Here is a 14,364-nt window from a genome sequence, read left to right on the forward strand (position 1 = left end):
AACAAACCATGAGCCAATACATACTTTCCATCGATCAGGGCACCACCAGTTCCCGAGCTATCCTTTTTGACCTGCAGGGCAACATTCACGCCACCCGTCAGCAGGAATTCCCCCAGCAGTTCCCCGCCAGCGGCTGGGTTGAGCACGACCCGGAAGCCATCTGGTCCTCGGTAACGCAGACCTGTGATGCGGTGATGTCGGAAGAATGCGGCGAGCGGGGCGAGGTGGTGGCTGTGGGCATTACCAACCAGCGGGAAACCACCCTGATCTGGGACCGCAAGACCGGCGAACCGGTCTACAACGCCATTGTCTGGCAGGATCGGCGTACCGCCTCCTACTGCGAATCCCTGAAGGCCGAGGGCCTGGAATCCTGGGTCAACGGCAAAACCGGTCTGCTGATCGATCCCTATTTCTCGGCAACCAAGATCCGTTGGATCCTGGAGAACGTTGCCGGCGTGCGCGAACGAGCGGAGCGCGGCGAGCTGGCTTTTGGAACCGTAGACAGCTTCCTGCTCTGGCGGCTGACTGGAGGCCGGGAGCACCGCACGGATGCCACCAACGCCAGCCGTACCCTGCTGTTCAATATCCACACCCAGAAATGGGACCCGGAGTTGCTGGAGCTTTTCGGCATACCCGAGTCCCTGCTGCCTGAAGTTATGGACTCGGCGGACGATTTTGGCCAGATCACCCACGGCGGTGCTCTCAACGGCACCTCGGTCCTGGGCATTGCCGGCGACCAGCAGGCCGCGCTGTTCGGACAGACCTGTTTCGGGATCGGCATGGCAAAGAGCACCTACGGTACCGGCTGTTTCCTGATGCTGAACACCGGCGATAAAGCCCTGCAGTCCAAACACCGGTTACTGACCACCGTGGCCTATCGGGTGAACGGCAAGCCGACCTACGCCCTGGAGGGCAGCATCTTTATTGCCGGTGCCACCATTCAGTGGCTGCGTGACGGTCTTCAGCTCATCCGTGACGCCTGTGAGACCGAGCCGCTGGCGGAGGGGACGCCGGTGGATCACGGTGTCTATCTCGTACCGGCGTTCACCGGCCTGGGTGCGCCCTACTGGGACCCCAACGCGCGCGGGGCCATTTTCGGGCTCACGCGGGATACCGGGATCAAGGAAATCGTGACCGCCGGTTTGCAGTCGGTGTGCTACCAGACCAAGGATCTGCAGAAGGCCATGGAGAAGGACGGCATTCGTCCCGTTACCCTGAGAGTTGATGGAGGCATGGTGGCCAACAACTGGGTACTGCAGTTCCTGGCCGACATCCTGGGCGCGCGGGTAGACCGGCCTTCGCTGGTGGAGACCACCGCCCTGGGTGCTGCCTACCTGGCCGGCCTGAAAGCTGGTGTCTACAGCTCTCTGGAACAACTCTCCGACCTGTGGCGGTGCAACCGGAGTTTTGAGCCGGTCATGACCAAGGAGCATCGGGACAGCCTTTACGAGGGTTGGATTCAGGCGGTCCAGAAACTGTAACAACGGCCTGCGGTTTATCCCGCCCCGCGGGAACCAGGGTTAGCGAACGCCCAGTTCCCGCAGGCGCTTGTAGAGCGTATTGCGACTGATGGCCAGTTCGCGGGCCGCCTGCGAAATGTTGCCGGTGCACTTGTGGTAAACCTGAAGAGTCCGCGCCAACGGGTCCGCTGGCTGCATGCCGTTCGCAGGATCCACCGTGTCAGGGACGGGCTCCTGCGTTACTTCAACAGCACTGGCTTCAAATTCGGCCAGGAAATCTTCTGGCAGGTGCCAGATCTGCAAATCCTCTCCGTCTGCAATCGCGATCGCAACCCGCAGAACGTTGACCAGTTGCCGGATGTTGCCGGGCCAGGGATGGTTCTCGAGAGCGGAAAGCACACGTGGCGATAACGTGTCACTCTGGCCAGGGTCCCGATGCCGATCGTAGATCGCCTGAATCAGCTGCCGTCGGTCGGCACGGTGCCGGAGGGCGGGGAGTTCCACGCACAGGCCGTTGATCCGGTAATACAGATCGGCCCGGAACTCGCCGTGGTCGATGCGGGTGGCAAGCGGTCGGTTGGTCGCCGTAACCAGCAGAATGTCTACCGGGACGCTCTCGGTGGAGCCAACGGGTGTCACCACCCTTTCCTGCAACACCCGCAGTAGCCGCGACTGTGCCGATAGCGGCATCTCGCCGATCTCATCCAGAAACAGAATGCCCTTGTGCGCTTTGCGGATGAAGCCGACGGAACCCTGGGCCCGGGCGCCGGTAAAGGCGCCGGCTTCGTACCCGAACAACTCCGATTCCACCAGTTCTGGCGGTATCGCCGCACAGTTCACGGCCACCAGAGGCTGATCTCGTCGCTGTGAGGCATGATGCAGGGCTTTCACCAGAACCTCTTTGCCGACGCCGGTCTCTCCGGTGATCAGCACCGGAACCCCCCGCTGAAGAACCTTCAGGCTCTGGCTGGCACAGCGTTTAACCGCCGAATCTCCGTATTCCAGGTGATTAATATCGAGCGGCTGGCTGCCGGGCTGATCCGTTGGCAGCGGCGCCGGAGCGCCCTGGGGTTTGGTGCCGGGCACGTTGGCGGGTCGCCGGACCCGGGCGTACAGCCTGACCCTGCTGCGGGTGGTCAGCTGAAGGGGGTCGGTTTCCGGATGGCCGAGAATGTGATTGCGGTGTGTTGTGAACAGCTCATCGAGCCGGGTATTGGCGGTCGCGGTGGCGAGCAGCTGGTCCGCCCGCTGATTGCCGGCAATCACATAGCCGGCATCATCGCAAACGAGAATGCCCGACCAGGGACTATCGAAGTTATCGGCTGTTGTGTTGAGCGTAATCTGGAAATGGTCCGCTCCGAACTGCCGACTGATCAATCGGTTTTCCACCGACTGCGAGAGCAGCCGGACCATGCCCAGGGTGTGAGCCTGTGGCAGATAGGCGTCACTGAACACACTCAGCACGCCGGCAATCTGTTTGTGGGCGTCAAAAATCGGGGCGGCAGACCCGATGATACTGCGATTGGATTTCAGAAAGTGCTCGTTGCGCTGGATCTGGACGGGAGCACCGATGGCGATGGCGGTGCCGATGGCGTTGGTGCCGCAATTCTGTTCCTGCCAGTTCGCGCCCGGCCGGAACCAGGGTTTCAGTCGCGCCTCGGTAATACGCTCATCGCCCCAGCTGTTCAGCACCGTGGCGTGCTGATCTGCCAGCAATATCAGGCAGCGGCTGTTGGACAGAACGTTCCGGTAGTAGGGCAGCACTTCGGCCTCGGTTACCGAGAGCAGTTCCTCGTATTTTCGTGTGATTTCCTCCAGACGAACCGGTTCCGGGCAGAGTGGGGTGGGCTCGTGATCCTGGTCGAGCCCCCAGGCAATGCAGCGATTCCAGGAATTGGCGATAACGTCTCGATCGTCCGAATATTCGTTTCTATCCATCAGCAAACACTCGACTGTTCGTTTGTTGTTCTGGGTCACGTCCCTGCGAAAAAAACAGGCCCAACGGCCCTGGATGGTTGCTCAATGATCTGTGCAATTGGTGTTCACGTCAATGTTCAATTTGAACAAAGTATTGCTAAACGAACATTCGTATTTTCGAATAAGAAATAATCGGTTTCAGAAAAAGGCATGCATTTCAGTGTTATAGGTAAGAGTACCTATGTCACGTGTGGATCTGGTACGGGCTTTGCGTACAAAGATTCGAAATCGAATTTCCAGGGCCCCGTTGAGTGGGCCCGGAGTGCGTTTCCACAAGAACAAAAAGGAAAACCTATGTCCTTAACACTGGAAAATATTTCCCGTGCTGTCGACGGTGTCGACTACATACGGGATGCCAGCCTCACCTTCGAGGCAGGTTCCTTTAATGTTCTGCTCGGCCGCACACTGGCCGGAAAAACCTCACTGATGCGTCTGATGGCCGGTCTGGACAAGCCCGACACCGGCCGGCTGATCTACAACGGCACAGACGTAACAGGGCAGAGCGTTCAGGACCGCAATATCTCGATGATCTACCAGCAGTTCATCAATTATCCCAATCTCACGGTGTACGAGAACATCGCCTCGCCACTGCGTCTGGCAAAGATGGCGGAATCGGAGATCGATCGGCGGGTCAAGGAGACGGCCGCCATGCTCCGGATCGATCCGCTGCTCAAACGTTACCCGCTGGAACTGTCCGGCGGCCAGCAGCAGCGCACGGCCATGGCCCGGGCCCTGGTGAAAGACGCCACCCTCGTGTTGTTCGACGAGCCCCTGGTGAACCTGGACTACAAACTCCGGGAAGAACTGCGGGCCGAACTGCGGGATCTGTTCCGGGAGCGCCAGTGCATTGCGGTGTACGCGACCACGGAAGCGAATGAAGCGCTGGCCCTGGGCGGCACCACCACGCTCCTGCACGAGGGTGGAGTGGTACAGACCGGGCCGGTCATGGACGTTTACCGCGCGCCGGTGAACACACTCGCTGCGCAGTTGTTCAGCGAGCCGCCCATGAACATGATCCGCGGTCGGGTTTCAGAAACCGAAGTGACCTTCGACGAGTATTCCCACCACGCTCTTACCAAGGAACTGTCGAAGCTCGCCCCGGGTGATTACTGGTTCGGTATCCGTCCCAGCCACATTGGCCTGGTGCCCACCGGAGACGACGATCTGGAAATGTCCATGGAGGTGGAACTGAGTGATATCAGTGGCTCGGAAACCTTCATGCACGTGGAGAACAGCCATTTCGAGATGGTGCTCCAGCTCATGGGCGTGCACCAGTACCACACGGGCGCGCCCATCAAGGTGTACCTGCCCATCAACAAGCTGTTTGTGTTTGATAGCAACGAGCAACTGGTGCACACGCCGGCCCGGGTTGCAGGAGGGTCTCAGTAATGGCTGAAATTCAGTTGAAATCACTTGCCCACAGCTATGTGAGCGCGCCAACGGGACCGGACGATTACGCCATCCGCCAGCTTGACCATGTCTGGCACAAGGGCGGCGCCTACGCCCTTCTCGGGCCCTCCGGCTGTGGTAAAAGCACCATGCTGAACATCATTTCCGGTCTGGTTCAGCCCTCGGAGGGGGATGTCCTGTTCGACGGCAAGCGCGTGAATGAGCTGTCGCCCCGGGACCGCAACATCGCCCAGGTGTTCCAGTTCCCGGTTATCTACGACTCGATGACAGTCTTCGATAACCTCGCGTTCCCCCTGAAGAACAACAAGATACCGGCGTCCAAGATCAAGGCCCGGGTGCACGAGATCGCCGAGGTTCTGGAAATCCAGGACAAGCTCTACAAGAAAGCCAAGAACCTCACCGCCGACGAAAAGCAGAAGGTGTCGATGGGGCGGGGGCTGGTACGGGAGGACGTGTCCGCCATCCTGTTCGACGAGCCTCTTACGGTCATTGATCCGCAGCTGAAGTGGAAGCTGCGGCGCAAGCTCAAGCAGATTCACGAGCAGTTCGACATCACCATGGTGTACGTGACCCACGACCAGCTGGAGGCGTCTACCTTCGCCGACAAGATCGCGGTGATGTACGGCGGCCAGATTGTTCAGTTTGGCACGCCCACGGAGCTGTTCGAGCGGCCGAACCACACCTTTGTTGGCTTTTTCATTGGCAGTCCGGGCATGAACCTCATTGAGGTCCAGCGCTGCCCCCGCGGAGTCTGCTTCGGCAGCATCGTGGTGCCCCTGGACAGCTGGAAGGTGGAGGCGCTCCAGCGCCTCAAGTCCGGCAATATCAAGATCGGTATCCGCCCGGAGTTTGTGGAAATCTCGGCGCAGCCCTCCGATGAAACCTTCGAAGCCGAAGTCCGGGACGTTGAAGACCTGGGCACCTACAAGATCGTGACTGTTCAACTGGGACCGGAGACCCTGAAAGTCCGCCAGAACGAGGACTTCTCGGCCGACATCGGCTCCCGGGTGCATCTGTCATTCCCCAGTCAGTGGCTGATGCTTTACGTGGACGAGTTTCTGATCAAGGAGCAGGAATAATGACCAAGACTCCCAATAATCGCGCCTGGTGGCTGGTGCTGCCGGTCTTCTTGCTGGTGGCCTTTTCGGCCCTGATTCCTCTGATGACTGTTGTGAACTATTCGGTTCAGGACATCTTCGGACCCGGCAGCGCCTACTACGTAGGCACCGAGTGGTTCGAAATCATTCTCCATGACGAGCGACTGCAGGAATCGCTGATCCGGCAGTTCATTTTCTCCGGCGCCGTTCTGCTGATCCAGATCCCGCTTGGCATCGGTGTTGCGCTGATGATGCCCAAGTCCGGCATCAAGGCGTCCCTGGCGCTGATCCTGCTGGCGATTCCGCTGCTGATTCCGTGGAACGTGGTGGGCACTATCTGGCAGATCTTCGGTCGTGGCGACATTGGCCTGTTTGGTTGGGCACTGAACTCCCTGGGTTTTGACTACAACTACACCGGGGACACCCTCGATGCATGGCTCACGGTATTGCTGATGGATGTCTGGCACTGGACCCCGCTGGTGGCGCTGCTCTGTTACTCCGGGCTTCGGGCCATTCCGGAGGCGTTCTACCAGGCTGCGGAGATAGACCGCGCCTCCCGGTGGGCGGTATTCCGTTACATCCAGCTCCCGCGCCTCAAGAACGTGCTGATCATCGCCGTGCTGCTGCGGTTCATGGACAGTTTCATGATCTACACCGAGCCCTTTGTACTGACCGGGGGCGGTCCGGGCAGCTCTACCACCTTTTTGAGCCAGACCCTGACCACCATGGCCATCGGCCAGTTCGACCTGGGGCGCGCAGCCGCGTTTTCACTGATCTACTTCCTGATCGTGCTGCTGATTTCATGGCTGTTCTTTACCGCCATCACCGCCGCCGACAAAGAAAAATAAGGAGACTGTGATGAAACAGACACGATCCAAGAACCTGGGAATCACGATCTTTATCGTGCTTCTGCTGACCCCGATCTACTGGCTCCTGAACATGTCGTTCAAAACCAACCAGGAGATCCTGAGCGGCCTGACTCTGTGGCCGGAAAAGTTCACCTTCGACAACTACGCGGTCATCTTCACCGACCCTAGCTGGTACAACGGCTACATCAATTCGATGATCTACGTGTCCATGAACGTGGTGATCACCCTGTTGGTGGCTTTGCCGGCGGCCTACGCCTTCAGTCGGTACAAGTTCATCGGCGACAAGCACCTGTTCTTCTGGCTGCTGAGTAACCGGATGGCACCGCCGGCGGTGTTCCTGCTGCCTTTCTTCCAGCTGTATTCGTCCATTGGCCTGTTTGACACCCACATTGCGGTTGCCCTCGCGCACTGTCTGTTCAATGTGCCGCTGGCGGTGTGGATCCTGGAAGGGTTTATGTCCGGTGTGCCTCGCGAATACGATGAGATGGCCTACATTGATGGGTACAGCTTCCCGCGCTTTTTCGTGAAGATTTTCCTGCCGATGATCCGGTCAGGCATCGGGGTGACGGCTTTCTTTGCCTTCATGTTTTCCTGGGTTGAGCTTCTGCTGGCGCGGACCCTGACGTCGGTGGATGCCCAGCCCATCGGCGCGATCATGACACGGACCGTCGGTGCCAGTGGTATTGACTGGGGCGTTCTGGCTGCGGCCGGCGTGCTGACCATTATTCCCGGCATTCTGGTGATCTGGTTCGTTCGCAACCATGTTGCCACCGGGTTCGCCCTCGGACGCGTTTAAAGGAGAAACAACATGCTTGCGTGGATGAACTGGACTCCGTCGGTGGCGATCTTCTTCGCTGTCATTGCCACCATTCTTGCCGTCATGACCGTTTACGAAATTGTGTCGCCCTGTGTGGAACGCAAAGGCTTTCTGCCGATATCCACCACCCGTGGTGACCGCCTGTTTATTGGTCTGTTGTCGGCCGCTTATATCCACCTGACCTTCCTGGCGGTGAGTGACATCACGCTCTGGATTGCCCTGGCCGTCTCGGTGGTCTGGCTCCTGGTGCTGCTGCGGTGGGGGTGATTGGAGAGGGCGGCTGGAGGTTGTGTTAAATCGAACATCCGGCCGCAAAAAAACCGACAAAACTGCTTGTAATGATTTCGAAAACGAACTATTTTTTATGGAATGATCGGAATCGATCATTGATCGGTTCCGGACTCAACGGATAGCGACCCGAAAGCGCTATGAAACCGGAACGGAACACCCGGTGATTCGTTCCACTCAAAACAAGACGAACGAGGTTGGATATGTTCAAGAACAATAAATATCCCCGAACCCTGTTTCTGAGCGCCGCGATCGGTGCGGCAGGACTGGGTTTGAGCCTGCAGGTCAGTGCGGATCAGTACACTGAGGCGGCTGAAAAGTGGGTGAATCAGGAGTTCAAGCGGTCAACCCTGACCAAAGAACAGCAGATGGAGGAAATGAAGTGGTTTATCGAAGCCGCGAAAGAGTTCCGCGGCATGGATATCAATGTTGTTTCTGAAACCATCGCAACCCATGAGTACGAGTCCAACGTTCTGGCCAAGGCGTTTTCCGAGATCACCGGCATCAACCTGACGCACACGCTGATCCAGGAAGGTGACGTGATCGAGAAGCTGCAGACCCAGATGCAGTCAGGCCGGAATATCTACGACGGCTGGGTGAACGACTCTGACCTGATCGGTACCCACTTCCGGTACGGAAAGGTCTTCCCGGTTGAAGACATCATGAAGGGTGAAGGCAAGGACCTCACGCTTCCGACCCTGGACCTGGACGATTTCATTGGCCTCGACTTCACCACAGGCCCGGATGGCAAGCTCTATCAACTGCCGGATCAGCAGTTTGCCAACCTCTACTGGTTCCGCGCCGACTGGTTCGAGCGCGAAGACCTGAAAAAGCAGTTCAAGGACATCTACGGCTATGAGCTGGGTGTGCCGGTGAACTGGTCCGCCTATGAGGACATTGCCGAATTCTTCTCCGTGCACGTGAAGGAAATCGATGGCAAGCGCGTCTACGGTCACATGGATTACGGCAAGAAGGATCCGTCCCTCGGTTGGCGTTTCACTGACGCCTGGTTCTCCATGGCCGGTGCCGGTGACAAGGGCCTGCCCAACGGTTTGCCGGTGGACGAGTGGGGCATTCGGGTTGAGGAATGTCATCCGGTTGGTGCCAGCGTAAGCCGGGGTGGCGCCACCAACGGCCCGGCCGCCGTGTACGCAACCACCAAGTATGTTGACTGGCTGGAGAAGTATGCGCCGCCCGAAGCCCAGGGTATGACCTTCTCCGAGGCCGGCCCAGTGCCCGCCCAGGGCAACATCGCCCAGCAGATCTTCTGGTACACCGCCTTTACCGCAAGCATGATCAAAGACGGCCTGCCGGTAGTGAACGAGGACGGTACGCCCAAGTGGCGGATGGCGCCATCTCCCCGTGGACCCTACTGGGAAGAGGGCATGAAGCTGGGTTATCAGGACGTGGGTTCCTGGACCTTCATGAAGTCCACGCCGCAGAAGCGTCGTCTGGCCGCCTGGCTCTACGCCCAGTTCACCGTGTCCAAGACAGTATCCCTGGAGAAAACCATCGCTGGCCTGACCCCGATTCGCGAGTCTGATATCGAATCGGATGCCATGACCGAAATGGCGCCGAAACTCGGTGGTCTGGTTGAGTTCTACCGCAGCCCGGCCCGGGTGCAGTGGTCGCCGACCGGTACCAACGTGCCGGACTACCCCAAGCTGGCACAGCTGTGGTGGCAGTACATTGCCCAGGCAGCCAGTGGTGAGGCTACCCCGCAGAAGGCTCTCGACGGTCTGGCTGAAGCACAGGACCGCGTGATGGAACGTCTGCAGCGGGCCAACGTTCAGGAAACCTGTGGTCCCAAGCTGAACGAGCCGCGCGATCCGCAATACTGGCTGGACCAGCCGGGCGCTCCCAAGCCCAAGCTGGCCAATGAAAAGCCCCAGGGCAAGACCGTTGCCTATGACGAGCTGTTGAAAACCTGGGAACAGGCCCGCTAAGGCGCAGGTTCCCTGAAGAGCAATGCCTGCCGTAACAGGACCCGTTGGTTACGGCAGGCAGAGCACCGTTGTCACGGTGGGTTTTGGCCGGTTGCTTATAGTTCCCCCCCTTTAAAGCATTTCAAGGAAACCCCTCCCGGGGTGACCCTGCCGGCCCTTTTTTCCTCCGTTTTGCCCGCCTGAGCGTCCCGCCGGCGGGAAGGGGTCTGACAATGACAGGAATTTCCGTTATTCACCGTTTGTACGCGGGCTTTGGCCTGCTGTGCCTGATTATTGTGTGCTGGGGTGCATTCAATATCGGCATCATGTCGTCCTTCTCGGACACGACGGACAAACTCACAACGGACGTGTTTCCACTTAGCCGATTGGTTCAGGACATGGAGGCCCACCGGTCAGAGGCCGGCAAGATTGTGGTCGAGATTGTGGCGGCCGAAGATCAGATGTCTCTGGACGCGACATCCACAAAGCTGAATGCTGTACTGGGCGCGCTGGATACGCGCCTTGCAGAAATGCCGGACAGGCAACCACAGTTTAGCCAGGCAAAACAGGCTGCAGACGCCGAATTGTCTGGCCTGAGACGGGTCTCGGAAGATCTGGTGTCACTGCGGGGAGAGGTTCTGGCGGTTTCTGAATCGGTAAACAGTGGCCTGAGCGAGTTTCTTGCCAATAATGCGGAGATCAAGCGATTGCTGGTCCGGGAAGGAACTGAGCCGGCAGGCAGTGATATATACATTCGCGATCTGTTCACGACGGTGATGGAAAACCTGGCGAACATTGAACTGCTCATCATGCAGATGGTCAGCACGGAAGATGCCCGCAAGCTCGGCGCCATCGTCGAGAATCTCCGATTCAACACCCAGACCATCGAGCAGGATATCTCGGCACTGGTGGAAGAGGTGCCCCGGCTGGAAGCGTTGCCGGCGTTGGTGCAGTCTTTCCTGTCCGCGGTTAACGACGAGCGTGGCATCATCAGCCAGTTCTCTGGCTATCGACAGACCCGCCTTGAACTGGACCAGGCGGCCATGCAGGCGGAAGGCCGCCTGTCGACCCTGGCCTCTGTGCTGGACGAGGCCGGGATGAATGTTGCCGAGCGCGCCAGCGCCTCGGTATTCGCCCTCGATGAAACGGCCCGCAGCTCCGAGGCGCTGGTGTACGCCCTGCTGCCGGCTGTTCTGGTGCTTGCCGTTATCACTTCGTTTCTGCTGGGACGGATGATCAGCCGGCCTCTTCAGGCTACCCGTGAGCACCTGGCTGCCATGGCAGAGGGAGACTATTCACAAACCCTGGATTTCCCCGCACGCGGAGAGTTCATCCACCTTAAAGGGTCCGTCAATCAGCTATCAGAGGCCATGGCTACCGTACTGGGAAGCCTCCAGCAGGCGGGATCGGACATTTCCATCATTGCCTCCGGCAATGCGCGTTTTGCCCGGGACTTCAACGAGCGCATCCGCTCGCAGTCCGACGAGCTCGGTGCCATCGCCGCTGCCATGACCCAGATGGAGGCGTCGGCACGGGAGGTGGCCGGCTCGGTGCGAGAAACCCACGGGCTGGTGGGTGAGGTCAACGGGCAGGTAGCCGATAACCGGTCAGCGGCTGAGCGTGGCATGGACTGTGTCGCCGGTCTGGAAAACCAGGCCGAACAGACGGCCAGAAAGCTGCGCCAGCTTGAGCAGGCGTCGCTGGATATTGGCCGGATTACCCAGGCCATCGACGACATTGCCAACCAGACCAATCTGTTGGCGCTGAACGCGGCCATCGAATCGGCCCGCGCGGGAGAGGCCGGGCGGGGGTTTGCCGTGGTGGCCGATGAGGTGCGGGGCCTGGCACAGAAGACAACCGAAAGCACGGACACCATTCGAGGCCTGGTAGAGGATCTGCAGCGTGAAGCGTCGGAATCGGTGCAGTCGATGGACCACAGCGTGGAACAGTTGCGATCGGTCCGGGAAGTGATGGAGAGCGTCTCCGAAAACGCCGACCGTATCGGCGTGGCCATGGCCCAGATCCAGCAGGGCGCGGAGCACATTCGCCATGGTATGGATGAGCAGGAAAGTGTCAGTCAGTCTGTGGCACAGCAGGTTGGTGACATTAGCAGCGAGGCGGCCCAGAGCCTGGAAAGTATCGATGAGCTGGTCACCACCTGTGATCGCCTGGAGGATTCGGTTACCAGTATTGAAACACTGATGGCCCGATTCCGGATTCACTGAGCGTTAAACCGTCGCTAAGGATTGTTTGTTTGCATATAACAAACTCGTCTGAAGCGGCGGCTTTTTTGGGTTGATAATGTTCGTTTGCGAATATTAATATCGTTTTAAATGTTCGAAAAACAAATAACTGGTTCGAAAACAACAATGATGTAGCAGGAATGACTATGGAACGCATTCAATCAATCAGGGCCCGGGAAATTCTGGACTCCCGGGGATTTCCCACAGTGGAAGTGGACGTTGAACTGAGAAACGGCGTCCTCGGCCAGGGCCGTGTGCCCTCTGGAGCCTCCACGGGAACCCGGGAGGCCCTGGAGAAGCGTGACGGTGATGCCGGCCGCTACAATGGCAAGGGAGTTCTGCAGGCGGTGCAGGCAGTCAACGAGACGATCGCGCCGGCACTGACTGGCCGTGTGATCTTTGATCAGCTGGTGATGGATCGGCTGATGTGCGAAATGGATGGCACCCCCAACAAGGCGCGATTCGGGGCAAACGCTATCCTGGCGGTATCGCTGGCTATTGCCAATGCCGGGGCGAATTACCGCCAGCAGCCGCTCTACCGTTACCTGGCAGAACTCTACGGCTGCAACGGGCCAGGCATCCTGCCGGTGCCCATGATGAACATCATCAACGGCGGCGCCCACGCCGACAATAACGTGGATATTCAGGAGTTCATGATCCAGCCGGTGGGTGCACCAAGCTACAGCGAAGCGCTCCGGATGGGGGTTGAGACTTTCCACGCCCTGAAATCCCTGCTGCGCAAGAACGGGTTGTCTACCGCGGTGGGCGATGAGGGCGGATTCGCACCGGATCTTCGCTCCAGCGAGGAAGCCCTCGACCTGATTCTGGCCGCCGTGGAAAAGGCCGGATACCGCCCCGGGTCAGACGTGGTTCTGGCTCTGGACTGCGCTGCCTCGGAGTTTTTCGAGAACGGCCATTACCATCTCAAGGGCGCGGGTCAGCAGTACACCTCCGAAGGTTTCTCGGATTATCTGCTGGACCTGGCCATGCGCTACCCCATTGCCTCTATTGAGGACGGCATGGATGAGAGTGATTGGGACGGCTGGAAACTGCTGACCGAAAAACTCGGGGAGCGGGTGCAACTGGTGGGTGACGACCTCTTTGTGACCAACACCGCGATCATCTCGGAAGGCATTCGCATGGGCATCGCCAACTCTGTGCTGATCAAGTTCAACCAGATTGGCACGCTCACGGAAACCTTCGACGCCATCGGCATGGCCCAGGACGCCGGTTACACCACCGTGATCTCCCACCGCAGTGGGGAAACCGAAGATACCTTCATCTCCGACCTGGCGGTGGCCACGAGGTCCGGTCAGATCAAGACAGGCTCGCTGTGCCGATCAGACCGGGTGGCCAAGTACAACCGCCTGTTGCGCATCGAGCAGGACCTGGGCGCACACGCGTTCTACCCCGGCGTTGGTGCCATCCGCTGTGCCCTCGATACCTGATACCGCTTCCCGGAGAGACATCATGAGAAAACCCATCCTGATCGGAAACTGGAAGATGAACGGCAGCCTGCAGGCGAACCAGGCACTGATGGTGCGGGTACTGCCCCGGCTACGACTGTTCCGGAAATCGATTGATCTGGCCGTGTGCCCGCCGTTTCCCTATCTGTTCCAGGTGAGGGATCTGTTGGGCTACACCGGCATCATGCTGGGTGCCCAGAACGCCTCCAGCTTTGTCTCCGGCGCCTACACCGGCGAGGTAAGCGCCACCATGCTTCAGGAGATGGGCTGTCGCTATGTGCTGGTGGGGCATTCCGAGCGGCGGGCCCTGTTTGGTGAGAGTAACCAGGAGGTGGCCGCCCGCTATCGTTCGGTGCAGTCGGTGGGACTGACGCCGGTGCTGTGTGTGGGCGAAACCCTGGAGGAACGGGAGTCCGACCAGACTGCGCTGGTCATTGAACAGCAGTTGCAGGCGGTGATCGATGAAGTAGGTTTGGCCGCCATGGCCAGCGGAATCGTCGCCTATGAGCCGGTCTGGGCCATCGGCACCGGTCGCACCGCCACACCGGAGCAGGTGTCGGCGGTGCACCAGCAGATCCGGCGGTTCTTCGCCCGGAGCGCGCCGGAGGCCGCAGAGGACATCAGCGAGACGGTTCGGATTGTCTACGGGGGCAGTGTGAAGGCAGGCAATGCCTATGAGCTGTTCAGCCTGTCGGATGTGGATGGCGGGCTGATTGGCGGGGCATCCCTGCACGCCGATGAGTTCGGAACCATTGCGGGAGCTCTGGCAGAAGCGTCCGGCGTTCTCGAGGGGGAGTGTGAAACAGACTGAC

11 protein-coding genes are annotated in these 14,364 nt (G+C 59.1%); 10 read left to right on the forward strand and 1 reads right to left on the reverse strand.

Annotated elements, in window-relative coordinates; genetic code table 11:
* Window positions 1-8: 8 nt before the first annotated feature.
* Window positions 9-1,481: a glycerol kinase GlpK gene (glpK, locus tag ACFC20_RS07290; protein WP_375192419.1), complete on the forward strand. Its 1,473-nt coding sequence runs from the start codon at window positions 9-11 to the stop codon at window positions 1,479-1,481.
* Between the two features lie 39 nt (window positions 1,482-1,520).
* Here glpK and ACFC20_RS07295 read toward each other — a convergent pair whose 3' ends face one another.
* The gene (locus ACFC20_RS07295) at window positions 1,521-3,398 is read right to left on the reverse strand and encodes a sigma-54-dependent Fis family transcriptional regulator (protein ID WP_375192420.1); all 1,878 of its coding nucleotides are present in this window, start codon (window positions 3,396-3,398) and stop codon (window positions 1,521-1,523) included.
* A 333-nt stretch (window positions 3,399-3,731) separates the two neighbouring features.
* Between ACFC20_RS07295 and ACFC20_RS07300 the strand changes: the two genes are divergently transcribed.
* The 9 genes from ACFC20_RS07300 (at window position 3,732) to tpiA (ending at window position 14,363) form a co-directional block, all read left to right on the forward strand.
* Window positions 3,732-4,826 carry an ABC transporter ATP-binding protein gene (locus ACFC20_RS07300; RefSeq protein ID WP_375192421.1) on the forward strand — a complete coding sequence of 365 codons (1,095 nt, stop codon included), beginning with the start codon at window positions 3,732-3,734 and terminating at the stop codon, window positions 4,824-4,826.
* The gene (locus ACFC20_RS07305) at window positions 4,826-5,926 is read left to right on the forward strand and encodes an ABC transporter ATP-binding protein (RefSeq protein ID WP_375192422.1); all 1,101 of its coding nucleotides are present in this window, start codon (window positions 4,826-4,828) and stop codon (window positions 5,924-5,926) included. Before ACFC20_RS07300 ends, ACFC20_RS07305 begins: the two co-directional genes overlap by 1 nt.
* Complete coding sequence (locus tag ACFC20_RS07310) at window positions 5,926-6,792, forward strand: carbohydrate ABC transporter permease (protein WP_375192423.1); 867 nt, start codon at window positions 5,926-5,928, stop codon at window positions 6,790-6,792. The genes ACFC20_RS07305 and ACFC20_RS07310 overlap by 1 nt, the downstream gene beginning before the upstream one ends.
* A gap of 10 nt (window positions 6,793-6,802) precedes the next feature.
* Complete coding sequence (locus ACFC20_RS07315) at window positions 6,803-7,609, forward strand: carbohydrate ABC transporter permease (protein ID WP_091986086.1); 807 nt, start codon at window positions 6,803-6,805, stop codon at window positions 7,607-7,609.
* 12 nt (window positions 7,610-7,621) lie between these two features.
* A complete protein-coding gene (locus ACFC20_RS07320) occupies window positions 7,622-7,897 on the forward strand; it encodes a DUF2160 domain-containing protein (protein WP_375192424.1) in 276 nt (91 codons plus the stop codon).
* A 224-nt stretch (window positions 7,898-8,121) separates the two neighbouring features.
* On the forward strand, window positions 8,122-9,864 hold the full coding sequence (locus ACFC20_RS07325; protein WP_375192425.1) for an ABC transporter substrate-binding protein: 1,743 nt from the start codon (window positions 8,122-8,124) through the stop codon (window positions 9,862-9,864).
* Between the two features lie 212 nt (window positions 9,865-10,076).
* Entirely contained in the window at window positions 10,077-12,068 is a 1,992-nt protein-coding gene (locus ACFC20_RS07330) for a methyl-accepting chemotaxis protein (protein ID WP_375192426.1), read from the forward strand.
* Window positions 12,069-12,232: 164 nt separating this feature from the next.
* The gene (eno, locus tag ACFC20_RS07335; RefSeq protein WP_375192427.1) at window positions 12,233-13,534 is read left to right on the forward strand and encodes a phosphopyruvate hydratase; all 1,302 of its coding nucleotides are present in this window, start codon (window positions 12,233-12,235) and stop codon (window positions 13,532-13,534) included.
* A 22-nt stretch (window positions 13,535-13,556) separates the two neighbouring features.
* Window positions 13,557-14,363 (forward strand): triose-phosphate isomerase, encoded by an 807-nt coding sequence (tpiA, locus tag ACFC20_RS07340; RefSeq protein WP_375192428.1) that lies wholly within the window; start codon window positions 13,557-13,559, stop codon window positions 14,361-14,363.
* The last annotated feature ends 1 nt before the right edge of the window (window position 14,364 follow it).

Source organism: Marinobacter sp. (assembly GCF_041984545.1).
Lineage (GTDB): Bacteria > Pseudomonadota > Gammaproteobacteria > Pseudomonadales > Oleiphilaceae > Marinobacter.

Excerpts from the sequence above, each read along its gene's own strand:
- ACFC20_RS07330 (WP_375192426.1), top strand. The coding sequence starts at position 10,077 with ATGACAGGAATTTCCGTTATTCACCGTTTGTACGCGGGCTTTGGCCTG.
- ACFC20_RS07295 (WP_375192420.1), bottom strand. The coding sequence starts at position 3,398 with ATGGATAGAAACGAATATTCGGACGATCGAGACGTTATCGCCAATTCC.
- ACFC20_RS07305 (WP_375192422.1), top strand. The coding sequence starts at position 4,826 with ATGGCTGAAATTCAGTTGAAATCACTTGCCCACAGCTATGTGAGCGCG.
- glpK (WP_375192419.1), top strand. The coding sequence starts at position 9 with ATGAGCCAATACATACTTTCCATCGATCAGGGCACCACCAGTTCCCGA.
- ACFC20_RS07310 (WP_375192423.1), top strand. The coding sequence starts at position 5,926 with ATGACCAAGACTCCCAATAATCGCGCCTGGTGGCTGGTGCTGCCGGTC.
- ACFC20_RS07325 (WP_375192425.1), top strand. The coding sequence starts at position 8,122 with ATGTTCAAGAACAATAAATATCCCCGAACCCTGTTTCTGAGCGCCGCG.
- eno (WP_375192427.1), top strand. The coding sequence starts at position 12,233 with ATGGAACGCATTCAATCAATCAGGGCCCGGGAAATTCTGGACTCCCGG.
- ACFC20_RS07315 (WP_091986086.1), top strand. The coding sequence starts at position 6,803 with ATGAAACAGACACGATCCAAGAACCTGGGAATCACGATCTTTATCGTG.
- ACFC20_RS07300 (WP_375192421.1), top strand. The coding sequence starts at position 3,732 with ATGTCCTTAACACTGGAAAATATTTCCCGTGCTGTCGACGGTGTCGAC.
- ACFC20_RS07320 (WP_375192424.1), top strand. The coding sequence starts at position 7,622 with ATGCTTGCGTGGATGAACTGGACTCCGTCGGTGGCGATCTTCTTCGCT.
- tpiA (WP_375192428.1), top strand. The coding sequence starts at position 13,557 with ATGAGAAAACCCATCCTGATCGGAAACTGGAAGATGAACGGCAGCCTG.